The sequence below is a fragment of the Bradyrhizobium sp. genome (genome assembly GCF_004799405.1).
Taxonomy (GTDB): domain Bacteria; phylum Pseudomonadota; class Alphaproteobacteria; order Rhizobiales; family Xanthobacteraceae; genus Bradyrhizobium.
Genome location: NZ_SSMW01000093.1, coordinates 1 through 23,266 on the forward strand (window position 1 = coordinate 1; position 23,266 = coordinate 23,266).

Consider the following 23,266-nt stretch of genomic DNA (forward strand, 5'->3'; position numbering starts at 1 on the left):
GGATGATTAACCCTGGTTGCCGGGGCGGTTTCGTGACCCAAATCGGCCTTTCCTGGGCCCCTTGACGCCATCCCCCAGGCTGGCCCATGGTATCCCGCATGAACGGTTTTCTCGCCTTTTGTGGCATTTGCCGCGAGATTATGAGCTAGCGATTCGCTGGCTGAGGCCGTCTTTTCTCACACGAGATCACTGGACGCCCGGCCGGCAGTGTCCCCGGCTCTCGCGTTCGCACGGCATCGCCGCGAGCGTGTTTGCGAACGCGAGAGCCGCAGGGGACACTGACCAGAAATACAATTGTAGTGCCGCTTTTCGATTTGAAGTTCCTGATCGGATTTGCGGCTACGGGACAGGAACTTCAAATCGGCGGCACTACCGACGGGATATCCATGGAACTGCGACTCTACGATACCTTGACTAGGGAGAAGCGCACCTTCGTGCCGCTCGATTCTGACAACGTGCGCATGTATGTGTGCGGACCGACGGTCTACGACTTCGCGCATATCGGGAACGCACGCCCGGTGATCGTATTCGACGTCCTGTTCCGCCTGTTGCGCCATCGCTACGGCGAGAACCACGTCACCTATGTCCGCAACATCACCGACGTCGATGACAAGATCAACGACCGCGCGGTGCGGGATTTCCCCGGCCTGCCGCTGAACGAGGCGATCCGGAAAGTCACCGAAGTCACCGCGAACCAGTTTCACGCCGACGCGAAAGCGCTGGGTTGCCTGCCGCCGACGTTCGAACCGCGCGCGACCGATTTCGTGCTGCCGCGTTCGGACGGCAAAGCGGACATGGTGACGATGATCAAGCAATTGATCGCGGGCGGTCATGCCTATGAAGCCGGCGGCGAGGTATTATTCGACGTTCAATCGATGCCTGATTACGGCAAGCTGTCGGGCCGCAAGCTGGAGGAGCAACTCGCCGGCGCGCGGGTCGCCGTCGACGCGCACAAGAAAAATCCGGCCGACTTCGTTTTGTGGAAGCAATCCTCCGGCGATGAACCGGGCTGGGAAAGCCCGTGGGGCAGGGGACGTCCCGGCTGGCACATCGAGTGCTCGGCGATGAGTGCGGCCTATCTCGGGGATGTCTTCGACATCCATGGCGGTGGTCTCGATCTGATCTTTCCGCATCATGAAAACGAGATCGCGCAATCCAGGTGTGCACACGGCACCGCGACCATGGCCAATTGCTGGATGCACAATGGTTTCGTGAATGTCGAAGACGAGAAGATGTCGAAGAGTCTCGGTAATTTCGTGACCATCAGGGAGTTGCTGGCGGATTGGCCGGGAGAAGTGCTGCGCCTGAATATGCTGAAGACCCACTATCGCTCGCCGATCGACTGGACGTTGAAGGGAGTGGAAGAAAGCGCAAAGACGCTCGACGATTGGTATTGGGTGGCAGCGGACACCAAAGGCGGCGCGCCATCCGAAGCCGTTATCGAAGCTCTCTCGGACGACCTGAACACATCGCAGATGATCGCCTCGCTTCACGGCTTGCGGAAGAGTGCGGCTTCGGGAAACAAACGGGATCGCGGTGCGTTTGCGGCCTCTTTGCGGCTTCTTGGTTTCCTGTCCGAGAGCGCGGCGCAGTGGAAGAGCCGAAAGGAACAAGCGAGTGGCGTCGATGCGAAACATGTCGATAGCTTGATTTCAGATCGCACCGCTGCGCGTGCGCGCAAGGACTTTAGGGAATCCGATCGCATCCGCGACCAGCTTGCCGCGATGGGCGTTGTCATCAAGGATTCCAAGGATGGCACCACCTGGGAGATCGCCCGATGAGCAAGCCCGACACGCCGTTTCCAAAACACTGGCGCTATTACATCTTCATCAAATGGGCCGTCATCGCCGCTGCCATCGTGCTGGCGCTGAAGTTGTTTGGGGTATTCTAGAGCATGGGACAGGCGTTGCCCAAAGCTGCGTTGCGGCCGTTTCTGGCGGCGGACACGCCGATCCTGGCGGCGATCTTCATTGCCGCGATCGAGCAGCTGACCGGCGACGATTACAGCGAGGCGCAGCAGGAAGCCTGGGCCTCCGCCGCCGATGATGAAGGACAGTTCGGCAAGCGTCTGGCCAGCGAACTCACGCTGATCGCCACGATGCAGAATTCACCCGTCGGCTTTGCTTCGCTGAAAGGCGCCGACCACATCGACATGCTTTATGTTCATCCGGGAGCCATCGGCCAGGGCGTCGCGTCGATGTTGTGCGAGGCGCTGGAAAAGCTCGCCGGCGGCCGCGGTGCCAAGAGTCTGACGGTCGATGCCAGCGACAATGCGCAGCCGTTTTTCGCCAAGCGCGGCTATGTCGGCAAGCAGCGCAACACCGTGACGGTCAACGGCGAATGGCTCGCCAATACCACGATGCAGAAGAATCTGGCCGATAACGCCGTGCCCGGAGGCCCGACATGAGCCGCGAACGCCTTTATCTGTTCGACACCACGCTGCGCGACGGCGCGCAGACCAATGGCGTCGACTTCACCCTGCATGACAAGCAGGTGATCGCGCAGATGCTGGACGAACTCGGCATCGACTATGTCGAGGGCGGCTATCCCGGCGCCAATCCCACCGACACCGAATTCTTTGCCGAGAAACCCGCGTTCAATCACGCCCGCTTCACGGCGTTCGGCATGACGCGGCGCCCCGGCCGTTCGGCCTCGAATGATCCGGGTCTGGCGGGGCTGCTCGAAGCGAAAGCCGATGCGATCTGCTTTGTCGCGAAGTCGTCGGCCTATCAGGTGCGCGTGGCGCTTGAGACGACCAACGAGGAGAATCTTGCCTCGATCCGCGACAGTGTTGCGGCCGCGAAAGCCGCTGGCCGCGAGGTCATGCTCGACTGCGAGCATTTTTTCGATGGCTACAAGGAAAATCCGGAATTCGCGCTGGCCTGCGCGAAAGCGGCTTACGATTCCGGCGCGCGCTGGGTGGTGCTGTGCGACACCAATGGCGGAACCATGCCGCACGAGATCGAGACCATCGTCACCGAGGTGGTGAAACACATTCCCGGCGATCACGTCGGCATTCATGCCCATAACGACACCGACCAGGCCGTCGCCAACTCGCTGGCCGCGGTGCGCGCCGGCGTGCGGCAAATCCAGGGCACGTTGAACGGTCTCGGCGAACGCTGCGGCAACGCCAATCTGTGCTCGCTGATCCCGACCCTGCGGCTCAAGTCCGAGTTTTCCGACAGCTTCGATATCGGCGTCTCCGCCGGCAAGATGGCGACCCTGATGAAAGTGTCGCGGACGCTGGACGACATGCTCAACCGCGCGCCGAACCGGCATGCGCCCTATGTCGGCGAAAGCGCCTTCGTCACCAAGACCGGCATTCACGCTTCCGCGGTGCTGAAGGATCCGCAGACCTACGAGCATGTCTTGCCTGAAACGGTCGGCAATCATCGCAAGGTGCTGGTGTCCGATCAGGCCGGGCGCTCGAACGTGATCGCCGAACTCGATCGGGCAGGGATCGCCTACGACAAGAACGACCCGAGGCTGGTGCGCCTGGTCGAGGAACTGAAGGAGCGCGAGGCATCCGGCTTCGCCTATGAATCCGCCAGCGCGTCGTTCGACCTGTTGGCGCGGCGCCGGCTCGGCCGGGTGCCGGAATATTTCCGGGTCGAGCAGTTCGACGTCAATGTCGAGCAGCGCTACAACGCCAACGGCCAGCGTGTCACGGTGGCGATGGCGGTGGTGAAGGTCGACGTTGCCGGCGAGCGGCTGATTTCGGCGGCCGAAGGCAACGGCCCCGTCAACGCACTCGACGTCGCGCTACGCAAGGACCTCGGCAAATACCAGAAGTACATCGAACACCTCAAGCTGATCGACTATCGTGTGCGTATCCTCAATGGCGGCACGGAAGCGGTCACGCGGGTGCTGATCGAGAGCGAGGACGAGCAGGGTGAGCGCTGGACCACGATCGGCGTCTCGCCCAACATCATCGACGCCTCGTTCCAGGCGTTGATGGATTCGGTGGTCTACAAGCTAGTCAAGTCCAACGCACCGGCGTGAGGGAGCGGTCAGATGATCGATCACGTATCCGTCGGCGTCAGCAATCTGGAGCGCGCCGCGCGGTTTTATGAATTGGCGCTGGCGCCGCTCGGCTTCACGCGGCTGGTGACGCGGACGGCGACCGTCGGATTCGGCAAGAGCTATCCGGAATTCTGGATCAACCTTCGCGCCGATATGACACAGGTCGCCCCCGATAGCGGCGTGCATATCTGTCTGCGGGCGAAATCGACCGGCGAGATCGATGCGTTCCATGCGGCGGCGCTCAGTGCCGGCGGCCAATCCGACGGCGGCCCGGGGCTGCGCCCGCACGACCGGGTGCGTTACTATGCGGCCTTCATCAGGGATCCCGATGGCAACCGGATCGAGGTGGTGACGTTTCCGGCCGACGACAGCTAGAGCCCCGTTCAGTTTGACGCGTTTTCTTAACGCGAACCGGTATCCACTTCGCTGAAAACCGCTCGAGCGGAATTAAAGCCGGCGCGCGACTTCGGGCGCCATCTGCCTGGTCTCTTCCGGGGCCCGCGCCGCGGCGGCGCGAAGCCGCGGCAGTATATCTTCCACCCGTTCGGCCTTGAGAATATCGACGCTCAAAGTCGGCCGGATGAATTGCGTGGCGCGCATGTGAGTCAGCAGCGCCAGCAACGGCTCCCAAAAGCCGTCGATGTTCGCCAGCAGCACCGGCTTGGTATGGCGGCCGAGTTGCTGCCAGGTGAGCTGCTCGACCAGTTCTTCCAGCGTACCGATGCCGCCGGGAAGGGCCACGAACGCATCGGAGCGTTCGAACATCAGCCGCTTGCGCTCGTGCATGTCGGCCGTGACGATCAGTTCATGAACCCGTCCCAGCGCGTTTTCGCGCGCCGTGAGGAAGTCCGGAATGATGCCGGTAACGATGCCGCCATGATCGATCACGGAGGTGGCTATCGCGCCCATCAATCCAAGCGAGCCGCCGCCATAGACCAGGCCGACGCCATTTTCGGCCATGACCTTTCCGAACGCGGTGGCAGCTTCAATAAAGCGGGGATTGGTGCCGGGGCCGGAGCCGCAATAGACACAGATGGTTTTGATCTTGTTCATGTCGGCCATGTGGCACTGCAATGTGAACGCGTCAAGGCGTGGAAGGCGCTGGCGGGTCTGGCGATTCTGCCTCCAGCGTACCCGTAAAACGCAAAAGAATCGGCGACACAAGGGTGCATAGGCGCTCCAAACGCTCTATATGACAGCGAACAGATGATCAAAAAAAGCGCAGGCGCCGCCCACCGGCGCGCCGTTGATTCCGGGCAGCACGACTGATGGCTGATAGCGATTCGTTTCCGGCCGCCGGGGAGGCCAAGGCCACGCCTGACAAATCCATCGAAAAGGCGACCCTGATCGGGACGCTGGTGCACCTGTGGCCGTATATCTGGCCCAGCGATCGCGTCGACCTCAAGATGCGCGTGGTCTGGTCGGTGGTGCTGCTGCTGATCGCCAAGGTAGCGACGCTCGCGGTGCCCTTCACGTTCAAATGGGCGATCGACGCCCTGACCGGCGCCGATACCGCGCCGGTGCAAGCGTCGAACTGGACGATGTGGCTGATCGCCTCGCCCTTGATCATGACCGTCAGTTACGGAGCTTTGCGCATATTGATGGCGGTGCTGACCCAATGGCGCGACGGCATTTTTGCCCGGGTGGCGATGCATGCGGTGCGCAAGCTCGCCTATCTCACCTTCGTCCACATGCACGAGCTGTCGCTGCGCTTTCACCTGGAGCGCAAGACCGGTGGATTGACGCGCGTGCTGGAGCGCGGCCGGCTCGGCATCGAAGTCATCGTCCGGATGGTGATCCTGCAACTGGCCCCGACCATCGTCGAGGTCTCGCTGCTGATGGCCGTGCTGCTGTGGAAGTTCGACTGGCGCTATGTGCTGGCCACCATGATCACCGTCGTGGTCTTCATGTATTACACCTACAAGGCGACCGAATGGCGGATCGAAATCCGCCGCAAGATGAACGATTCCGACACCGAGGCTAACACCAAGGCGATCGACTCGCTTCTGAACTACGAAACCGTCAAATATTTCAGCGCCGAGGAGCGCGAAGCCAGGCGCTACGATCGATCGATGGAGCGCTACGAAAAGGCCAGCGTGAAAACCTACACCTCGCTTGCGGTTCTCAATACCGGGCAGGCGATCATCTTCACCGCCGGCCTGACCGCGACCATGCTGATGTGCGCAATCGGCGTCCGCAACGGAAAAAACACCGTGGGTGATTTCGTCATGGTCAACGCCATGATGATCCAGCTCTACCAGCCGCTGAATTTCATGGGCATGGTCTATCGCGAGATCAAGCAGGCGGTGATCGACATCGAAAAGATGTTCGGCGTTCTCGCCTGGAGGCCGGAGGTCAAGGACGTTCCGGGGGCCCAGCCGCTGGTCGTCACGTCAGGCAATGTGCGCTTCGACGATGTGCGATTTTCCTACGATCCCGAGCGTCCGATCCTGAAAGGCCTCAGCTTCGAGGTGCCCGCCGGCAAGACGGTTGCGATTGTCGGGCCGTCCGGCGCCGGCAAGTCGACCATTTCGCGGCTGCTGTTCCGGCTCTACGACGTCTCCAGCGGCAAGATCCTGATCGACGGCCAGGACATCCGAAAAGTCACGCAGGCCTCATTGCAGGCCTCGATCGGCATGGTGCCGCAGGACACCGTGCTGTTCAACGACACCATCCGCTACAACATTCGTTACGGCCGCTGGGATGCTGACGATGCCGAGGTCGAACAGGCGGCGCAACTCGCGCAAATCGACGGCTTCATCCGGATGTCGCCGAAAGGATATGAAACCCAGGTCGGCGAGCGCGGCCTGAAACTGTCCGGCGGCGAGAAGCAGCGTGTCGCGATCGCGCGCACGGTTCTCAAGGGTCCGCCGATCCTCGTGCTCGACGAGGCGACATCGGCGCTCGACAGCCATACCGAGCATGAAATCCAGGAAGCGCTGGAGCGGGTGTCGCGCAACCGCACCTCGCTGGTGATTGCACATCGGTTGTCCACCGTCGTCGGCGCCGATGAGATCATCGTGCTCGATCAGGGCCGCATCGCCGAGCGCGGCACCCATACCCAGCTTTTGGCAACGGGTGGACTTTATGCCAGTATGTGGAACCGGCAGCGCGAGGCCCAGGAGGCGCGCGAGAAGCTGGCGCTGATCGCTGACCACGACGAGGCGCCGAACCGGCTGCCGCCGCCGGTCGATGACGTGCTGGTGTCGCCTGCGGCTGCTGAATGATTGCCGAGCTCTGTGCTTGAAGCGTGAACAAACGACAGTGAGACTCAATGTCCATCGTTAATTCCATCCGCGCGCAAATTCCGCCGATTCATCGGGAGGGCTACCCGTTTATCGGCGGCTTTGCCGCGGTTAGTCTCATTCTGTTCTGGATCTGGTCGCCGCTCGGCTGGATCGGCACCTTGCTGACAGTGTGGTGCGCGCTGTTTTTCCGCGATCCGGTACGGGTGACGCCGGTACGCGAAGGCATCGTGGTGGCGCCGGCCGACGGACTGGTGTCGATGGTGACGCAGGTGCTGCCGCCGGCCGAACTTGGTCTCGGCGACAGGCCGCTGCCGCGTATCTCCATCTTCATGAGCGTGTTCAACTGCCATGTGAACCGCAGCCCGGCGGCAGGGCGAATCGACCGCATCGCCTATCGTCCCGGCACGTTCATCAACGCCGAGCTCGACAAGGCGAGCGAAGACAACGAGCGCAATTCGCTTGTGATCTCGACGCCGAACGGACGCATCGGCGTGATCCAGATCGCAGGTCTGGTGGCACGGCGGATTGTATCGTTCGTGCGAGAAGGGCAATCGATCGGCGCCGGCGAGCGGTTCGGCTTGATACGGTTTGGGTCGCGTCTCGACGTCTATTTGCCCGAAGGCACCAAATCGCTGGTCTCCGAAGGCCAGACCGCGGTAGCCGGCGAGACCATTCTGGCCGATTTCAGGCAGGGCGATACCGGGCGGACTTACCGCGCCGATTAACCATTCGATCGACCGGATCAGATCGTCCCGGCCAATGGCGCGGCAGGCTCACGCTTGCTATATACCGACTGCCATGCAGATGCCGTTCGATCCCAAATCGCCTGAAATGCGCCGTCGCCGGTTTCGCCCGATCCCGGTGCGGATGCTGGTGCCCAATTTCATCACTCTGCTCGCGATCTGCGCGGGACTGACAGCCATTCGCCTGTCGACGGAAGGGCGGATGGAACTGGCGGTGGCGGCGATCGTGTTCGCCGCCGTGCTGGATGGTCTCGACGGCCGTGTCGCCCGCATGATCAAGGGACAGTCAAAATTCGGCGCCGAACTCGACAGCCTCGCGGATTTCGTCAATTTCGGCGTGGCGCCGGGGCTGATCCTGTATTTCTGGCAGTTGCACGAGTTGAACAACGGCGGCTGGATCGCGGCGATGGTTTTCGCGATCAGCGGCGGCCTGCGGCTGGCGCGCTTCAACGCCACCATGGACGATCCGAACAAGCCGGCGTTCGCGGCGAATTACTTCACCGGCGTTCCCGCCCCCGCGGGCGCGATCACCGTGCTGCTTCCGATCTATCTCGCCTTCCTGGGCTTGCCGAAATCTCCGGCGACGCTGACCGCACTCTATACACTGCTGATCGCATTCCTGATGGTGTCGCGGCTACCGGTGTTTTCCGGCAAGACGGTCCGGCTCCGCGTGCCGCCGGAAATGGTGCTGCCGGTTTTCGTCTCGGTGGTGTTCTTCATCGCGCTGTTGATCGGCTATCCCTGGTATATTCTTTCCGCCTGCACCGTGCTGTATCTGCTGAGCCTGCCGGCAGGCTGGAAATCCTATCGCGACCACGAGCGGCGCGCTGCCGCACAGGCGGTCGCGCCGGCGGCTGTCGCCCCTGTAAATCCAGCGCCGCCGTTTGCCGCGCCCGAACCGGCACCCGATGACCGGCCGGCGCGGCTGAATTGAGCCGCGCCTCCGGATATCTGCCGGATATCTGCCATGAGCGATCGCCGAGTTGGGTTCGATCCCGATCTCGGCTATAGGCAGACGATACCCGGCCCTCGAAACGGGCCGGGCCCCAAATCAGGAGAGAACGCCGTGACCGAACCCGCAACCGCGCCGCTGCCTGCTTCATTGCTTGAAGCGCTGGCGCGCTACGACACCCCGACGATCTGTAACGCGATGGAAATCGTCGCACCGGGCCGTCGCCTGATCGGCTATACCACCAAGCCTTTGGTGTGCCCGTTCCCGGATCTGCCGCCGATGGTGGGATATGCGCGCACGGTGACGATCCGCTCCGTGCTTCAGTCCGGTCTTCCCGCCGCCGAGCAGTCGAAACGGCGGATCGCCTATTATGAATATGTCGGCACCGGTCACGGCCCGCGCATTACCGTGATCCAGGATATCGACGGCGCCGACGCGGGATATGGCGCGTTCTGGGGCGAGGTCCAGAGCAATGTGCACAAGGCGCTCGGCTGCCTCGGCGTCATCACCGACGGATCGATCCGCGACATCCCGCAATGGGCGCCGGGCTTCCAGGCGCTGGCCGGCTCGATCGGACCCTCGCATGCCTGGGTCCACGCCGAAAGCTTTGGCGGCGAGGTTCGCGTCGCCGGTATGACCGTGCGCTCCGGCGATCTCATTCACGCCGACCGTCACGGCGCCATCGTGATTCCATTCGATATCGCCGCCAAGCTGCCGGATGCGGCCGAACTGTGCGGCCGCCGCGAAACGCCGATCCTCGAAATCGCCCGCAGCCCGTCATTCACGCTTGAGAAGCTGAAAGAGGCGCTGGCCAAGTCGGCCGAGATTCACTGACGGTTTTCGGGGCTGCCCGCGATGAACATGAACGGCAAGACGGTATTGGTCACGGGCTCGACCGACGGCGTCGGCCGCTATGTCGCCGCCAAGCTCGCCGGCGCCGGCGCCAAAGTCCTGATCCATGGACGCGACAAGGCGCGGGCCAAAACGCTGATCGAAGAGATCAAGCGCGAAGGCCACGGCGAAGCGATGTTCTATCAGGCCGATTTGTCGTCGCTGGCAGCTGCGCGGCAGTTGGCGGAAAAGGTGATCGCCGAGCACAAGCGGCTCGAGCTTTTCATCAGCAATGCCGGGATCGGGTCGCGCACGCAAGGATCCGAACGGCGGACCAGTGCGGATGGATACGAGCTGCGGTTTGCGGTGAACTACCTGTCCGGATTCCTGCTCGCGCGGCTATTGCTTCCGCTGCTGAAGGCGAGCGCGCCGTCGCGGATCGTCAATGTCGCCTCGCTCGGCCAGCATCCGATCGATTTCGACGACGTGATGATCACCAGGGGCTACAACGGCGGGCGCGCCTACTCGCAAAGCAAGCTGGCGCAGATCATGTTCACCATCGATCTCGCCAACGAACTCAAGGGCTCGGGCGTGACGGTGAATTCGCTGCATCCGGCCACCTACATGAACACTACGATGGTGCGGGAAGGCGGCATCACGCCGATCAGCACGGTAGAGCAGGGCGGCGAAGCGATCCTGCATCTTGCCGTCGGTGACGACGTGGCCGGCAAGAGCGGGCTGTTTTTCAACGGCATGCGGCAGGCACAAGCCAATGCGCAGGCCTATGATGCGGCCCCCCGCCAGCGATTGCGCGCGCTCAGCCTTGAGCTCACCGGCCTGCCGGCACGCAGTTAGTATTTGATGCGGGAGACGATGCTGACCGTGTCCGAACCTCCAGCGCCGACCCGTCAACGCTTTCTCACCGGATTGATCGGCGCCCCGATCGCGCATTCGGCCTCTCCGGCCATGCACGAACGGGCCGGCGATGCCCTGGGTGTGCGCTGCCTGTATCAGCTGATCGAGGTCGCCGGCGCCAATCGCGAGGAACTGCGCGCGTTGCTCGATGGCGTCAGGCGCCTTGGCTTTGCGGGCGTGAACGTGACGTTTCCCTACAAGGAAGCGGTGCTCGATCTGTTGGACGAACTGTCGCCGACCGCGGCCGCTCTCGGTGCGGTCAACACCATCGTGGTCAGCGACGGCAGGCTGTTCGGCCACAATACCGACACCACCGGATTTGCACGGGCGGCGCGCGATCTGGTCGCAAGCTCCGGTCGCGGCGCGGTGGCCGTGATCGGGGCCGGCGGCGTCGGCAAAGCCATCGTGTTTGCGCTTGCCGACCTCGGTGTTTCCGAGATCAGGATATTCGATACCGATCGCGCCAAGGCTGACGGTCTGGCGGCACGCTTGCGTGCATCTCATGGAATCGTTGTCGTGGACCGCGTCGAGGACGCGCTTCGTGACGCCGTCGGCCTCGTCAATGGGACGCCGGTGGGAATGCTTCCCAGTCGGGGCACGCCGGTTCCCGATGCACTCCTGCATGACGGGCTGTGGGTTGCCGACGTTGTGTATTCGCCGTTGTGGACGCCGCTGCTGCTGGCGGCAAAGGCGAGGGGCGCGCGTATCATGACCGGGGGCGAGCTTGCGATCTATCAGGCGGTCGATGCGTTCGAATTATTCACGGGCCTTACCCCTTCGATCATCGAGATGAGAAATGCATTCGATGACGTGATGGCGAAGGCAACGACAGCATCTTGCGCAGGTGCCAAAACCGGAAGCCCAAGCGGATATTGGCGTTGAGACGAGCCAGGGACGCTTGTCTTTCTTCTCAGGTCCCGCACCACAGCGGGTTGATCGCATGCCTAGTATTTCATTAACCAATCGTTATGCCTACCAAATTCGGTAACGCGTCTTTAATGGCGGGTCCGTAGGGTTCCCGGACGCGGCTCAGAATGAGCTGCGCCGCCGTCCCAGGATGGCGGTCGTTCGCGTACGCGTTGGAGTTTCCCATGGATATCATGACGGGCGTTGGGCTCGTGTCCGGCATCCTTGTCGTGGCCGTAATGGTGCTCATGGGCGGCGATCTGCACATGTTCGTCTCCGAACATGCCGTGATCATCATCTTCGGCGGTTCGATTGCCGCCACCATGATCCGGTTTCCGCTCAGCGCGATCCTCCATGGCCTGCCGCTCGGCGCGAAATTCGCCTTCACCATGAGCCGCCTGTCGGCGCGCGACCTGGTCGACGAACTGGCCCGCATCGCGGAGATCGCCCGCAAGCAGGGCCCGGTCGGCCTGGAAAAGGTCGATACCGACGAGCCGTTTCTCGCCAAGGGAATTCGCTTCGTCGCCGACGGCTACGATCTCGAATTCATCCGCGACAATCTCGAGCGCGACCGCGACAACTTCCTGATGCATCTCGATGAGGGCGGCAAGATCTACCGCGCCATCGGCGACTGCGCGCCGGCATTCGGCATGATCGGAACGCTGATCGGCATGGTGCAGATGTTCGCCAACATGACCGATCCTTCCAAGCTCGGCCCGTTCATGGCCACCGCGTTGCTGGCGACGCTTTACGGCGCGCTGGTCGCCAACCTGTTCTGCCTGCCGATCGCCGACAAGCTCCACGGCAAGCTACTCGACGAGGAGACCAACCGCACCCTGATCATCGACGGCATCCTGATGATCCGGGATTCCAAGAGTCCGACCCTGGTCCGCGAAATGCTGCTGGCGTACTTGCCGGAAAAACACCGCCAAGAAGAGGGCGAACCGGTCCCGGCGTAAACCGCAGACCCCGGTCCGGAAAAGCAGGCGATGGCCAAGAAAAAACGCGGTGATGGGCATGCGGGCGGGCACGGCTGGTTCGTGACCTTCGCCGACCTCATGGGCCTGATGATGAGCTTCTTCGTGATGCTCGTCGCCTTCTCGACCATGGACAACAACAAGCTCAAGATCGTCGCGGGCTCGATGCGCGATGCTTTCGGCGTGCAGACCGAGGTGCGCTATTCCGGGATCATCGAATCCGACGGCTTGCCGACGCGGCCGAAGCTGAAAAACACCGCGCACATCGCGCCGGAGGAATCGTCCAGCACGCCGACCCCGGACGAGCAGGAACGCAGCCGTACCGCCGGCGCCCGCCTCAAGATCGATCGCGAATTCGCGCTGGCCTCGGCGTCGCTGCGGCAGGCGTTGCAGGACATGCCGGAACTCACGGAAATCTCGAAACACATCATGTTCGAGGAGACCAGTCAGGGCCTCAATCTGGAAATCGTCGACCAAGACGGCCGCTCGATGTTCGCCGATGGCTCCAAGGCGCCCTATGAGCGCACCCGCCGCCTGATCGAGAAGCTTGCCGCGCCGCTGAAGGCGACGCCGCTCCGGGTTTCGATCGTCGGTCACACGGCGGCCGGCTTCGTGCCGATCCAAAGCGACTACGGGGCATTCGATCTTTCAGCGGATCGCGCCAACGTGGTACGCCAGATTCTCGAGCGGGAGGGATTGCCGCCGTCGCATATTTTTGCGGTGTCGGGAAAGGCCGACACCCAGCCGCTGTTTCCTGACGATCCCTCATTGTCGGCCAACCGCCGCGTGACCATCACGCTAATGCGCGAAGACCCGCCACTACCGCCCGATCTGAAGCCGTAATACGAATTGCTACTATATTACCGTTCGCGTTGCGATGAAGTGTCGCTTGGCCACACGAAGATCCAACGCGGCCCGGCGCGCAATGCCTCGGTGGCAGAATCACCTGTTCATCGCGCTGAGCCGGTCGGCGAACGATGCCACCGACTATTTCCAGATTCCGCACGCAAGTCACAATCTGAGCGTTATAAAAGCACGGTCTAAGGAACTTATGCATTTTCGCATGACCCGGGCCCAAAATCAGGGTAGGCTATGCTTCAAGCGCAGGACTATAAGCCGCCTCGCTTTGCTATTTGTTGCAGTGAAGCATTGAGGCGTCCGCTCCCATGACCAGCGATGTTGTAGTTCCCGCCGCGGAAGCCACGGCGGCCAATGGTCATGGCGATGCCCATTCCACCGCCGGTTTCAAGGCGCTCATGCTGGGCAGCATCGGCGTCGTCTACGGCGATATCGGTACCAGTCCGCTGTACGCGCTCCGCGAAGCCGTTATCGCCGCCAGCGGGCCATCAGGCATCGTCGATCCACAGGCCGTACTTGGCGTTCTCTCCCTGATCCTGTGGGCGCTGATCGTGGTGGTGACGCTGAAGTACGTGCTGATCCTGCTCCGCGCCGATAACCACGGCGAGGGCGGAACGCTGGCGTTGATGGCGCTGGCGCAGCGCGCGGTAAGCCACGGCGCGGGCGCCATCGTTCTGCTCGGCATTATCAGCGGCGCGTTATTTTACGGCGACGCGGTGATCACGCCGGCGTTGTCGGTGCTTTCGGCGATCGAAGGCATCAAGCTCGTCACCGCAGCGTTCGATCCCTACGTCGTGCCGCTGACGGTGATCATTCTGCTGGCGCTGTTTGCCGTTCAGTCGCGCGGCACGGCGCGCGTCGCGGCTTTCTTCGGGCCGGTAATGTGTATCTGGTTCGCCGTGATCGCGATCGCAGCGATTGAGCCGATCATGCGGCATCCCGAAGTGCTTTTCGCGCTTAATCCGCTCCACGCCATCGCGTTCATGGTCCATCATGGCATCATCGGATTCGTTACGCTCGGCGCGGTGTTCCTCGCCGTCACCGGCGCCGAGGCGCTTTATGCCGACCTCGGGCATTTCGGCAAACGGCCGATCCAGACAGCCTGGCTTTTCATTGTACTGCCGTCGCTGGCGCTGAACTATCTGGGGCAGGGTGCCCTGGTGATCGCCGATCCCAAGGCAGTCGAAAATCCGTTCTTCCTGATGTTTCCGGACTGGGCGTTGTTGCCGATGGTTTGCCTCGCCACCGTGGCGACCGTGATTGCAAGCCAGGCCGTCATCACCGGCGCCTATTCGTTGACGCGTCAGGCCATTCAACTTGGCCTGCTGCCGCGATTTGAAATCCGCCATACCTCGGAATCCCATTCCGGTCAGATCTACATCCCGCGCATCAATATGCTGCTCTTGATCAGCGTGATGCTGCTGGTGCTGATGTTCCGCTCGTCCAGCGCGCTGGCGTCGGCCTACGGCATTTCCGTGACCGGGACCATGGTGGTGACGGCGATGATGGGTTTCGTCGTGATCTGGAAAGTATGGAAATGGTCGCCGTTCGCGGCCGCGGCGCTGATCGCGCCGTTCCTGTTTCTCGACCTGACGTTTCTCGCGGCGAACCTTTTGAAGGTAGTCGAAGGCGGTTGGGTGCCGTTGGCGCTGGGATCTGTGGTGATGCTGCTGATGTACACCTGGCGGCGCGGCAGCCGGCTGCTATTCGAGAAGTCGCGCAAGCTCGAGTTCCCGCTCGCGGATCTGGTGGCGATGCTGGAGAAGCGTCCTCCCCAGCGGGTTTCCGGCACCGCCGTGTTCCTGACCAGCGATCCCGTCAGCGCGCCGACGGCGCTAATGCACAGTCTCAAGCACTACAAGGTGCTGCACCAGAAGAACGTCATTCTCACCGTCGAGACCGCCCCGACGCCGCGCATCGACCCGGCCGATCGGGTGCGGCTGGAAGAGATCAGCGCGACCTTCTCCAAGGTGACGCTGCGGTTTGGGTTTATGGAATCGCCCAACGTGCCTAAAACGCTGGCCATCGCCCGCAAGCTGGGCTGGCATTTCGATATCATGTCGACCTCGTTCTTCCTGTCGCGGCGTGCGCTGAAACCGGCCGCGCATTCCGGGATGCCGCGCTGGCAGGATCATCTTTTCATCGCGCTCAGCCGTACCGCCAACGACGCGACCGACTATTTCCAGATTCCCACCGGACGGGTGGTCGAAGTCGGGACACAGGTTACGGTCTAGATATTTCCTCAGCCTTTCGGACATCCTTCAGGCGCTTGATTTTCAGCCGCCGAGAGGCGAGTTTGGCGCCGGGGCGCGTTGGGGCGGGGTAGGGGAGGATTTTGAGTGACGGATCAGGGTCATCGGGTTCACGATTTGACGCCGGAGGATGTCGCCAAAGGGATCGCCGACGGGCGCTATCTTCTGGTCGATGTTCGCGAGCCCAACGAAGTCGCGATCGAAGCTTATCCGGATTCGGTGGTCGTTCCGCTTTCGGGCTTTGATCCGCAGGATATCCCGGACCCCCATGGCAAGCAGGTGGTTTTTGCCTGTCGCTCCGGCAAAAGGTCGGTGACGGCATCGCTGGCCGCTCAGGCGGCTGGTCTGGCCTATGACAAGCATCTTGCGGGTGGGATACTGGGCTGGAAGGCCGCGGGATTGCCGACCAAGACCGGCGGCTGATCGTCGTCATGGCCCCTGCGAACCTGCCCTCCATGAACAAGGTTTTTGCGGATCTTCCCGTCACGATCTTCGAGGCGATGTCGCAGCTGGCGCGCGACAACAACGCGATCAATCTCGGCCAGGGTTTCCCCGACGATCCCGGCCCGGAGGACATTCGCCGTGCGGCGGCGGATGCGGTGATGGACGGCTATAACCAGTATCCGTCGATGATGGGCATCCCCGAACTGCGCCAGGCGATCTCCGCCCATTACCAGCGCTGGCATGGCCTTGCGCTCGATCCGATGACCGAAGTGATGGTGACTTCGGGCGGCACGGAAGCGCTGACAAGCGCCATTCTCGCGGTGGTCGAGCCCGGCGACGAGGTGGTGGTTTTCCAGCCGGTCTACGACTCCTATCTGCCGATCATCCGGCAGGCCGGCGGCATTCCTCGTCTGGTGCGGCTCGAGCCGCCACATTGGCGCCTGACCGAAGGGGCGTTGCGGCGCGTGTTCAATCCCAGGACCAAGGCCGTGCTCTTCAACAATCCGCTCAATCCGGCCGCGGTGGTCTATCCGCGCGAAGACCTTGAACTGCTGGCCCGATTTTGCCAGGAGTTCAACACCATCGCAATCTGCGATGAGGTCTGGGAGCACGTGATTTTCGATGGCCGCGAACATATTCCGCTGATTACGATTCCGGGAATGCGCGATCGCACCATCAAGGTAGGTTCCGCCGGCAAGATTTTCTCGCTGACCGGATGGAAGATCGGCTTTGTCTGTGCCGCGCCGCCGCTGTTGCGGGTGGCGGCGAAAGTACATCAGTTTCTTACCTTCACCACTGCGCCCAATCTCCAGGCGGCCGTCGCCTATGGCCTCGGCAAGCCGGCGGATTATTTTCACAACATGCGCAAGGAACTGGCGCGAAGCCGCGACCGCCTCACCCAGGGGCTGGAGAGCATCGGCTTTCCGGTTCTCAGGTCTCAAGGCACTTATTTTCTGACCGTCGACCTTTCGCCGCTCGGGCTTAACGAGACCGACGAGGCGTTCTGCAAGCGCATCGTCACCGACTACAAGGTTGCGGCCATCCCGGTATCGGCTTTCTATGAAGAGGATGCCGTTACGTCGGTGGTGCGGTTTTGCTTTGCCAAGAAGGACGCAACGCTCGACACCGCGCTGGAACGTTTGTCGGATGCGGTGCACCGCCGATAGGAGATCGATGAATGATGCGTGGCCGGACCCGTGCCCCGTTCCGACTTGTTGTCGCGATCGCAGCAGCGCTTGCGCTGCCGTCGCAGCTCGCCAGGGCGGAGGAGCGCACCGTCAATTTCTATAATTGGTCGAATTATGTGGCGCCGGGCGTGCTGGAAGATTTCACCAGGGAAACCGGCATCAAGGTCGTCTACGACACGTTCGATGCCAATGAGACGCTGGAGACACGGTTGCTCGCGGGTAAGTCGGGCTATGACGTCGTCGTTCCCACCGCCTATTTCCTGCAACGCCAGATCACCGCGCATATTTTCCAGAAGCTCGACAAGTCAAGGCTGCCGAACCTTGCCAACGCCTGGCCGGTCGTGACCAAACAGCTCGCGATTTACGACCCCGGCAATCAATACGCTGCCAACTACATGTGGGGTACGACCGGCATTGGCTATAACGTCAAGGCCGTACAAAAGATTCTTGGTCCCGACGCCAGGATCGACAGTTGGGATATGGTGTTCAAGCCGGAAAATCTGGCCAAGTTCAAGGATTGCGGCATTCACATGCTGGATTCCGCTGACGACATTTTTCCCGCGGCATTGGGTTATCTCGGGCTCGACCCGAACTCGACCAAGCAGGCCGAGCTCGAAAAGGCCGCCGATCTCGTTGGCCGGATCAGGCCCTATGTCCGCAAGTTTCATTCGTCGGAATATCTGAGCGCATTGGCTACCGGCGAGATTTGCCTGGTGGTGGGCTGGTCGGGCGACATCATGCAGGCGCGAAGCCGCGCCGCGGAGGCGAAAAGCGACATCGAGATCGGTTATGCCATCCCGAAAGAAGGCGCGCAGATGTTCTTCGACAATCTCGCCATCCCGGCGGATGCGAAGAACGTCGCCGAGGCCTATGCACTGATCGATTATCTCTACCGACCGGAAGTCGCGGCCAGGAATTCTGACTTTCTGTCCTACGCCAATGGCAATCTGGCCAGCCAGAAACTGATTAACCCTGCAATTTTCAGCGACAGGAACATTTATCCGGATGAGGCGACGCTCCGGAAGCTGTTCGTGATCACCGCGCGCGATCCGGCCACGCAGCGAATTATCAACCGGCTCTGGACCAAGGTGAAGACCGGACGGTAGGCGAGCATTCTACCGCCAGCGGCGATGCAGCCAAAGCCACTGGTCGGGATATTCGCGGACCCAGCCTTCGACCACCGACGTTACCGCCTGCATCGTCCCCTGAATGTCGATTTGGCCGTTGGCGTCGCGCACGGGCTCGACTTCTTCGGATAGTTCGGCGCGGAAGCGGTGGTCAGGCAGGCGGATGATGCGGACGCCATGGATCGGGCATTCGATCTGCCGCCGCAATCGCGCCAGGATCGGATTGGCCCTGGTCTTGCGGCCGAAGAACGTCACCTCGACGCCGTTGCTGAAATACTGGTCGACCAGCAAGGCCACGTGCTGGCCGTTTTGCAGGGCCTGGGCAAGTCTCAGGGGCGCATCACGACTGGCCGGGACCAGGGTTCCCATCTTGGCCGCGCGCATTTCCTTGATAATGCGGTCCACTGAAGCAATGTTCGGACGGCGATACAGAATCGCGGCGTCGAGCCCGTTTGCGGCGGCGGCGATGGCAGGCATTTCCCAATTGCCCAGATGGCTCGCGAAAATCAACGCCGGTTTGCCGTCGTCTTTGAGCTGGGCGAACAACTGCTTGGATCTGGGCGAAAGTTCGATGCGGCCTTTTTCCGGACTGTCCGGGTTATAGTCCCAGATCTGATCGAGATGGGCAAACTCAGCGCAGATGCGGCCGAGATTGTCCCAGACGCCTGCCAGAATGTGGTTGATCTCCGCGCGCGATTTTTCCGGAAACGCCGCTCTCAGATTGGCACGGCCGATCCTCTGTTCGCGCCTCATGGGTCCGATGCGACGGACGATGCAGCCGAACAGATTCGCCGTCTTGATGTCGTCGAAATCGCGTATGGCGCGCAGTACGCTGATCGCCAACGCCCCCACGACAGCTTCCGTGTACGGCTTGATCGCGAAGTAAACGCGATATTTGGCGCGAAGCAGCAGCGGACGCATCGCGGACCAATAACGAGTTTTACCAAACACCTAGATCGGTTCGCGGGTTAGAATCAGTGAGACATTCTGGCCGCCGAAACCGAACGAGTTCGACATCACGGCGGTGACGCCGGCGTCGCGTGCCTTGTTGGGAACCACGTCGAAAGGAATCGCCGGATCGGGAATGTCGTAATTGATGGTCGGCGGAATCCGCTGGTGCTCGAGTGTCAGCAGCGAAAAAATGGCCTCGATCGCGCCGGCCGCGGACAGGGCGTGACCCACCATCGACTTATTGGACGATACCGGAATCTGTTTGGCGCGTTCACCGAACACGGTGGAGATGCCTAGATATTCCATCTTGTCGTTTTCGGGCGTGGAGGTACCGTGGGCGTTGATGTAGTCGATTTGCTCAGACGTGATCCCGGCGTCGGCCAGTGCCTTGCGCACACAGCCGATGATCGGTTTACCGTCGGGGCTTGATCGGGTGCGGTGGAACGAATCGGTTAACTCGCCGCAGCCGGCAACGACACCGAGAATTTTAGCGCCGCGCGCGACGGCGGCTTCGTAGCTTTCCAGCACCAGCGCGCCGGCGCCTTCCGCCATCACAAAACCGTCGCGGTTCTTCGAGAACGGTTTTGACGCCGCTTCAGGCCGGCTGTTCTGGGTAGACAGCGCCGACAGCAACGAAAACCGGACCAGAGTTTCGACATTGACCGAACTGTCGGTCGCGACGCACAGCGCGGCGTCGACTTCGCCGCGGCGGATGGCCTCGACACCGAGCTGTATCGCGGTAGCACCGGAGGCACATGCGGTTGAAAGCGAAATCGGTGACCCCTTGGTGCCGAAAATCTCCGCCAGATGGGACGCCACCGAGCCGAACATGAAGCGACGATGGTATTGCTCGAACCGTCCACCGCCGCTAACGCGTAACACGTCGCTAAAGTCGAATTCCGTCTTGCCGACGGCGCGTCCGGCCTCCAGTCGCTGCGGCCATTCGGTCTCGACAGGGGCGACCGCAAGGAACAGCGGTCCCGGAAAATCACCTTTGCGGCCGATGCCCGACTGCTCGAGGGCTTCCTCGGCTGCGATATCGGCCATCCGTTCGGTGAGGTCGATCGACGAGAACGGTTCGACGGTGATGAAATCCACCGTTCCGGCCATCGTTGTTTTCAAACCATCGATGGGAAAGCGTTTGACGGTCCGGATGCCGGATTCGCCTGCAGTCAGCTTCGCCCAATTGTCGGTTTTGCCGGCGCCGAGCGACGTGATGACGCCCATTCCGGTAACGACCACGACTGGCCGGTCGAATTTATCGCGCATTGCTGTCACGGTCTCTCCATGGCCCCCGCGGACCGGTTCAGTCGATGGCTTCGACCAGCGCCATGCCCTCGCCCTGCCAGTGGCCGGCGCCTACCACGATAATCTGGGTCGGAGGCTTGGACATTTCAACCTCCAGTCCGGTCGGATCGTTGGGCGGAAACAACTCGCCGCGCGAGATCGAAAGCGCCGCCAGGACAAGACCCAGCGGAAATTGGGCTTCTACGGTCTGGCCGAACATCGTTCCAGTCGCGCGTACCGCATAATCGGGGTGCAGGCTCAGGAAGGTTTTTTCCTCTGATGTGACGGGTTCGGCGCCGGTCGCGCCGGTGATCAGCGCGACATTGCCGCCAAGGACACCCAGCTTGTTCCAGAGCGCTTCCAACGATCGCGTCACCGCGCCTGGTTGTTTGCGCTGCGCCAGATCTGCAACCACCCTGGTCAGCCTGGCGTAGGGCTTGGCTCCGCGCGCCTGTGCATGCGCTTTGGATTCGATGACTAGAAAGGCGCCGGCCGATCCAAGCGCGAAGCCGGGGTGTTCTTGGCGCGCCCATACCGGCGCAAATTTGTCTTTCAGATTGAAGCCGCCGAACTCGTAGAGCATCAACAGCTCCTGGCGCTCGCCATTGTGGGCCGCGCCGACCAGCGCGATGTCGCTCTGACCGGAGGCGACACGCGCCAGCGCGATCCGCACCGCGTCGACGCTTGCAGCTTCCTCGCCCATGAAGGTGCGGGACGTTCCGGAAACGCCGTGGACGATGGCAATATTGCCGGCCAGTAGGTTGGAAAGCTGAGCCAGAAACAGCGTCGGCCGCAGATCGTTCATCAGCCGTTCGTTGAGAAGGTTGGGAGCCGAGTTGCCTTTTGCATCGGCGTTCAGAACCGCAAGGTCGACCGCAAGATCGCGCTCGCCGCCGCCGGCCGCGACGGTCATGTCCATTCGGCTCAGGACTTCTTTGTCGCCCTTGACGCCTGCGGAATCCAGCGCCAACCCGGCGGCGTAGGTGCCGATCCGCTGCCAGGCTTCCATCTGGCGCTGATCGCCCTTTTTGGGGATCTGGGTGTCAAAATTCACCGGCGCCCAGGGATGCACGATGTACGGCGCAAAACGCTTTTCGTCGATGTTGATGCGCCGTTGCTTGAGTGCGTTCCAATGCGTGTCCGGGCCTTCGCCGAGCGAACTCGCCAGGCCAATGCCGGTGATCCAGACTTCCGCCGACCTCGTCTCAGTCATGAAGGATCATTTCTTGCGGAAATCCGATACGCCTCGCCACGGCGTCCATGTGCCCGCGCAAATCGGGATTTGGGAAAGGGATGTGACGGAATGTGAGCGTCGCGTTGCATCTTAGTTGGCCGCGGACGCTGATCTCCGCAGATGTCATGGCAAAGCCCGAGCCTTCGTGAACGATGCTGGCATCGATCTTGAGCGTTTCCCCGGGGCTGACGAAACCCCGCATCTTGGCCTCCTTGACCGCACCGAGGAATGGCATGCGCTCGAATTTCATCAACGCAATCAAAAGCCAACCCGACGCCTGCGCCATGGTCTCGATCAACAGCACGCCGGGCATCAACGGGTACCCAGGAAAATGGCCTTCGAAGATGGTGTTCTTCTCGGGCACCTGCGCCTCGGCCGCAATGGTTTTCGCACCGATGTTGAGGTCGGTGATGCGGTCAATCAGCTGGAAAAATTCAAGATGCATGGTGGGGCGATTACGCGCCCTTGGCCGCGACCAATTCGTCGATGTGAGCGGCGAGGTTTTTCATGACGAAATATTCTTCGGTGGTCGCTTTGCCGTCGTTGACTTCCTGGGTCCATTTTTCAAGCGGCAATTTGATCCCGAACTCCTTGTCGATCGCAAACGCGATGTCCAGGAAGTCCAGGCTGTCGATCCCCAAATCGTCGATGGCGTGGCTCTCGGGCGTGATCCTATCGCGTGGAATGTCGCAGGTTTCCGCGATAATCGTAGCGATTTGATCGAATGTGGATGACATCACTAAGCCTTTGATATATTGAGAGAAAATCTTAGACCTGAAGGGCAGGGGCGCCGCTCCGGAATGCCTTGTCTGCCCGCCGAAGTCGAGTGCCCGTATATCGGAGCGCCGCTCCGAATTCAATGGAGGCGGCGAGTCCCGCCTCCAATCGGCATGAGGGCTAAACTGGCTGATCCGGCCTTCAAATGCTAGCTCAGCGGCGCGGAAATCCGCACGCAGTCGCGACGCCCCATCAGGACGCAATCCTGGGTCCGGCGCAGGTCCGCGATGCTCATGGCGAGCCATATGCCGATGGCCGTCAGCGCGACGGTGAACGCGAAGGCTGCGATATTCGCCAGCATGCGATGGCGAAAGTCGTCCGATTCATCCCGGTCCCGCTCATAGCGCGACAGATCGTTCGGCTCTTGCTGCGTGTCTTTTTGTTGCTGAGCCTGCCAGCCCAAATGTCCGCGCGGGCCCGGCGGATGCGCCAGGGCGCGCGGCCGGAATTCGAGCACGCGATGCTCGTCCTCCGACGCAATGGGCCGCTGGGTTTTCACTGGTGCCAGCTCCGGGACATCCTCATCTCGTGTAGCACGCCCGCAACGCGTCTTG

Annotated in this window: 23 protein-coding genes; 16 read left to right on the forward strand and 7 right to left on the reverse strand. The window is 61.7% G+C overall.

Features of this window, described 5'->3' with window-relative positions:
- Nucleotides 1–386: 386 nt before the first annotated feature.
- The 4 genes from cysS (at nucleotide 387) to E7813_RS15140 (ending at nucleotide 4,398) form a co-directional block, all read left to right on the forward strand.
- Nucleotides 387–1,781: a cysteine--tRNA ligase gene (gene cysS, locus E7813_RS15125; protein ID WP_291575272.1), complete on the forward strand. Its 1,395-nt coding sequence runs from the start codon at nucleotides 387–389 to the stop codon at nucleotides 1,779–1,781.
- A gap of 113 nt (nucleotides 1,782–1,894) precedes the next feature.
- Nucleotides 1,895–2,407, forward strand: coding sequence for a GNAT family N-acetyltransferase (locus E7813_RS15130; protein WP_291575218.1), 513 nt, complete (start codon nucleotides 1,895–1,897; stop codon nucleotides 2,405–2,407).
- Nucleotides 2,404–4,002, forward strand: a complete 1,599-nt coding sequence (gene cimA, locus E7813_RS15135) for a citramalate synthase (protein ID WP_291575219.1) — start codon at nucleotides 2,404–2,406, stop codon at nucleotides 4,000–4,002. Before E7813_RS15130 ends, cimA begins: the two co-directional genes overlap by 4 nt.
- Nucleotides 4,003–4,014: 12 nt before the next feature.
- Entirely contained in the window at nucleotides 4,015–4,398 is a 384-nt protein-coding gene (locus tag E7813_RS15140; RefSeq protein ID WP_291575220.1) for a VOC family protein, read from the forward strand.
- A gap of 72 nt (nucleotides 4,399–4,470) precedes the next feature.
- Here E7813_RS15140 and E7813_RS15145 read toward each other — a convergent pair whose 3' ends face one another.
- Complete coding sequence (locus E7813_RS15145) at nucleotides 4,471–5,076, reverse strand: TIGR00730 family Rossman fold protein (protein WP_291575221.1); 606 nt, start codon at nucleotides 5,074–5,076, stop codon at nucleotides 4,471–4,473.
- Nucleotides 5,077–5,291: 215 nt separating this feature from the next.
- On the opposite strand from E7813_RS15145, the gene E7813_RS15150 reads away from it, so the two are divergent.
- The 12 genes from E7813_RS15150 (at nucleotide 5,292) to E7813_RS15205 (ending at nucleotide 18,442) form a co-directional block, all read left to right on the forward strand.
- Complete coding sequence (locus tag E7813_RS15150) at nucleotides 5,292–7,250, forward strand: ABC transporter ATP-binding protein/permease (protein ID WP_291575222.1); 1,959 nt, start codon at nucleotides 5,292–5,294, stop codon at nucleotides 7,248–7,250.
- Nucleotides 7,251–7,297: 47 nt separating this feature from the next.
- The gene (locus tag E7813_RS15155) at nucleotides 7,298–7,996 is read left to right on the forward strand and encodes a phosphatidylserine decarboxylase (protein WP_291575224.1); all 699 of its coding nucleotides are present in this window, start codon (nucleotides 7,298–7,300) and stop codon (nucleotides 7,994–7,996) included.
- Nucleotides 7,997–8,075: 79 nt separating this feature from the next.
- On the forward strand, nucleotides 8,076–8,948 hold the full coding sequence (pssA, locus tag E7813_RS15160; RefSeq protein ID WP_291575273.1) for a CDP-diacylglycerol--serine O-phosphatidyltransferase: 873 nt from the start codon (nucleotides 8,076–8,078) through the stop codon (nucleotides 8,946–8,948).
- A 132-nt stretch (nucleotides 8,949–9,080) separates the two neighbouring features.
- Nucleotides 9,081–9,800 carry an RraA family protein gene (locus E7813_RS15165; protein WP_291575226.1) on the forward strand — a complete coding sequence of 240 codons (720 nt, stop codon included), beginning with the start codon at nucleotides 9,081–9,083 and terminating at the stop codon, nucleotides 9,798–9,800.
- A 21-nt stretch (nucleotides 9,801–9,821) separates the two neighbouring features.
- Nucleotides 9,822–10,652 carry an SDR family NAD(P)-dependent oxidoreductase gene (locus tag E7813_RS15170; protein WP_291575228.1) on the forward strand — a complete coding sequence of 277 codons (831 nt, stop codon included), beginning with the start codon at nucleotides 9,822–9,824 and terminating at the stop codon, nucleotides 10,650–10,652.
- A gap of 27 nt (nucleotides 10,653–10,679) precedes the next feature.
- Complete coding sequence (locus E7813_RS15175; protein WP_291575230.1) at nucleotides 10,680–11,594, forward strand: shikimate dehydrogenase; 915 nt, start codon at nucleotides 10,680–10,682, stop codon at nucleotides 11,592–11,594.
- 209 nt (nucleotides 11,595–11,803) lie between these two features.
- Entirely contained in the window at nucleotides 11,804–12,577 is a 774-nt protein-coding gene (locus E7813_RS15180) for a MotA/TolQ/ExbB proton channel family protein (protein WP_291575231.1), read from the forward strand.
- 30 nt (nucleotides 12,578–12,607) lie between these two features.
- Complete coding sequence (locus tag E7813_RS15185; protein ID WP_291575232.1) at nucleotides 12,608–13,438, forward strand: flagellar motor protein MotB; 831 nt, start codon at nucleotides 12,608–12,610, stop codon at nucleotides 13,436–13,438.
- Between the two features lie 323 nt (nucleotides 13,439–13,761).
- The gene (locus E7813_RS15190; protein WP_291575233.1) at nucleotides 13,762–15,687 is read left to right on the forward strand and encodes a potassium transporter Kup; all 1,926 of its coding nucleotides are present in this window, start codon (nucleotides 13,762–13,764) and stop codon (nucleotides 15,685–15,687) included.
- A gap of 105 nt (nucleotides 15,688–15,792) precedes the next feature.
- Complete coding sequence (locus E7813_RS15195) at nucleotides 15,793–16,128, forward strand: rhodanese-like domain-containing protein (protein ID WP_291575234.1); 336 nt, start codon at nucleotides 15,793–15,795, stop codon at nucleotides 16,126–16,128.
- A 32-nt stretch (nucleotides 16,129–16,160) separates the two neighbouring features.
- Nucleotides 16,161–17,315: an aminotransferase gene (locus E7813_RS15200; protein ID WP_291575236.1), complete on the forward strand. Its 1,155-nt coding sequence runs from the start codon at nucleotides 16,161–16,163 to the stop codon at nucleotides 17,313–17,315.
- An 11-nt stretch (nucleotides 17,316–17,326) separates the two neighbouring features.
- A complete protein-coding gene (locus tag E7813_RS15205; protein ID WP_291575238.1) occupies nucleotides 17,327–18,442 on the forward strand; it encodes a polyamine ABC transporter substrate-binding protein in 1,116 nt (371 codons plus the stop codon).
- A gap of 9 nt (nucleotides 18,443–18,451) precedes the next feature.
- On the opposite strand, the gene E7813_RS15210 is transcribed toward E7813_RS15205, so the two are convergent.
- The 6 genes from E7813_RS15210 to E7813_RS15235 all read right to left on the reverse strand — a co-directional run bounded on the left by E7813_RS15210 (nucleotide 18,452) and on the right by E7813_RS15235 (nucleotide 23,211).
- A complete protein-coding gene (locus E7813_RS15210; protein ID WP_291575240.1) occupies nucleotides 18,452–19,384 on the reverse strand; it encodes a lipid A biosynthesis lauroyl acyltransferase in 933 nt (310 codons plus the stop codon).
- A 30-nt stretch (nucleotides 19,385–19,414) separates the two neighbouring features.
- Entirely contained in the window at nucleotides 19,415–20,692 is a 1,278-nt protein-coding gene (locus E7813_RS15215; protein WP_291575241.1) for a beta-ketoacyl-ACP synthase, read from the reverse strand.
- A 28-nt stretch (nucleotides 20,693–20,720) separates the two neighbouring features.
- Entirely contained in the window at nucleotides 20,721–21,914 is a 1,194-nt protein-coding gene (locus tag E7813_RS15220) for a beta-ketoacyl-ACP synthase (protein ID WP_291575243.1), read from the reverse strand.
- Entirely contained in the window at nucleotides 21,907–22,380 is a 474-nt protein-coding gene (locus E7813_RS15225) for a 3-hydroxyacyl-ACP dehydratase FabZ family protein (protein WP_291575244.1), read from the reverse strand. Before E7813_RS15225 ends, E7813_RS15220 begins: the two co-directional genes overlap by 8 nt.
- Nucleotides 22,381–22,390: 10 nt before the next feature.
- Nucleotides 22,391–22,672, reverse strand: coding sequence for an acyl carrier protein (locus tag E7813_RS15230; RefSeq protein WP_291575245.1), 282 nt, complete (start codon nucleotides 22,670–22,672; stop codon nucleotides 22,391–22,393).
- 188 nt (nucleotides 22,673–22,860) lie between these two features.
- The gene (locus E7813_RS15235) at nucleotides 22,861–23,211 is read right to left on the reverse strand and encodes a hypothetical protein (protein ID WP_291575246.1); all 351 of its coding nucleotides are present in this window, start codon (nucleotides 23,209–23,211) and stop codon (nucleotides 22,861–22,863) included.
- Nucleotides 23,212–23,266: the final 55 nt, after the last annotated feature.

Bases quoted from the DNA above. Each gene is read 5' to 3' on its own strand.
- cysS (WP_291575272.1), top strand. From the start codon at position 387: ATGGAACTGCGACTCTACGATACCTTGACTAGGGAGAAGCGCACCTTC.
- E7813_RS15130 (WP_291575218.1), top strand. From the start codon at position 1,895: ATGGGACAGGCGTTGCCCAAAGCTGCGTTGCGGCCGTTTCTGGCGGCG.
- cimA (WP_291575219.1), top strand. From the start codon at position 2,404: ATGAGCCGCGAACGCCTTTATCTGTTCGACACCACGCTGCGCGACGGC.
- E7813_RS15140 (WP_291575220.1), top strand. From the start codon at position 4,015: ATGATCGATCACGTATCCGTCGGCGTCAGCAATCTGGAGCGCGCCGCG.
- E7813_RS15145 (WP_291575221.1), bottom strand. From the start codon at position 5,076: ATGAACAAGATCAAAACCATCTGTGTCTATTGCGGCTCCGGCCCCGGC.
- E7813_RS15150 (WP_291575222.1), top strand. From the start codon at position 5,292: ATGGCTGATAGCGATTCGTTTCCGGCCGCCGGGGAGGCCAAGGCCACG.
- E7813_RS15155 (WP_291575224.1), top strand. From the start codon at position 7,298: ATGTCCATCGTTAATTCCATCCGCGCGCAAATTCCGCCGATTCATCGG.
- pssA (WP_291575273.1), top strand. From the start codon at position 8,076: ATGCCGTTCGATCCCAAATCGCCTGAAATGCGCCGTCGCCGGTTTCGC.
- E7813_RS15170 (WP_291575228.1), top strand. From the start codon at position 9,822: ATGAACATGAACGGCAAGACGGTATTGGTCACGGGCTCGACCGACGGC.
- E7813_RS15180 (WP_291575231.1), top strand. From the start codon at position 11,804: ATGGATATCATGACGGGCGTTGGGCTCGTGTCCGGCATCCTTGTCGTG.
- E7813_RS15185 (WP_291575232.1), top strand. From the start codon at position 12,608: ATGGCCAAGAAAAAACGCGGTGATGGGCATGCGGGCGGGCACGGCTGG.
- E7813_RS15190 (WP_291575233.1), top strand. From the start codon at position 13,762: ATGACCAGCGATGTTGTAGTTCCCGCCGCGGAAGCCACGGCGGCCAAT.
- E7813_RS15200 (WP_291575236.1), top strand. From the start codon at position 16,161: ATGAACAAGGTTTTTGCGGATCTTCCCGTCACGATCTTCGAGGCGATG.
- E7813_RS15205 (WP_291575238.1), top strand. From the start codon at position 17,327: ATGATGCGTGGCCGGACCCGTGCCCCGTTCCGACTTGTTGTCGCGATC.
- E7813_RS15210 (WP_291575240.1), bottom strand. From the start codon at position 19,384: ATGCGTCCGCTGCTGCTTCGCGCCAAATATCGCGTTTACTTCGCGATC.
- E7813_RS15220 (WP_291575243.1), bottom strand. From the start codon at position 21,914: ATGACTGAGACGAGGTCGGCGGAAGTCTGGATCACCGGCATTGGCCTG.
- E7813_RS15225 (WP_291575244.1), bottom strand. From the start codon at position 22,380: ATGCATCTTGAATTTTTCCAGCTGATTGACCGCATCACCGACCTCAAC.
- E7813_RS15230 (WP_291575245.1), bottom strand. From the start codon at position 22,672: ATGTCATCCACATTCGATCAAATCGCTACGATTATCGCGGAAACCTGC.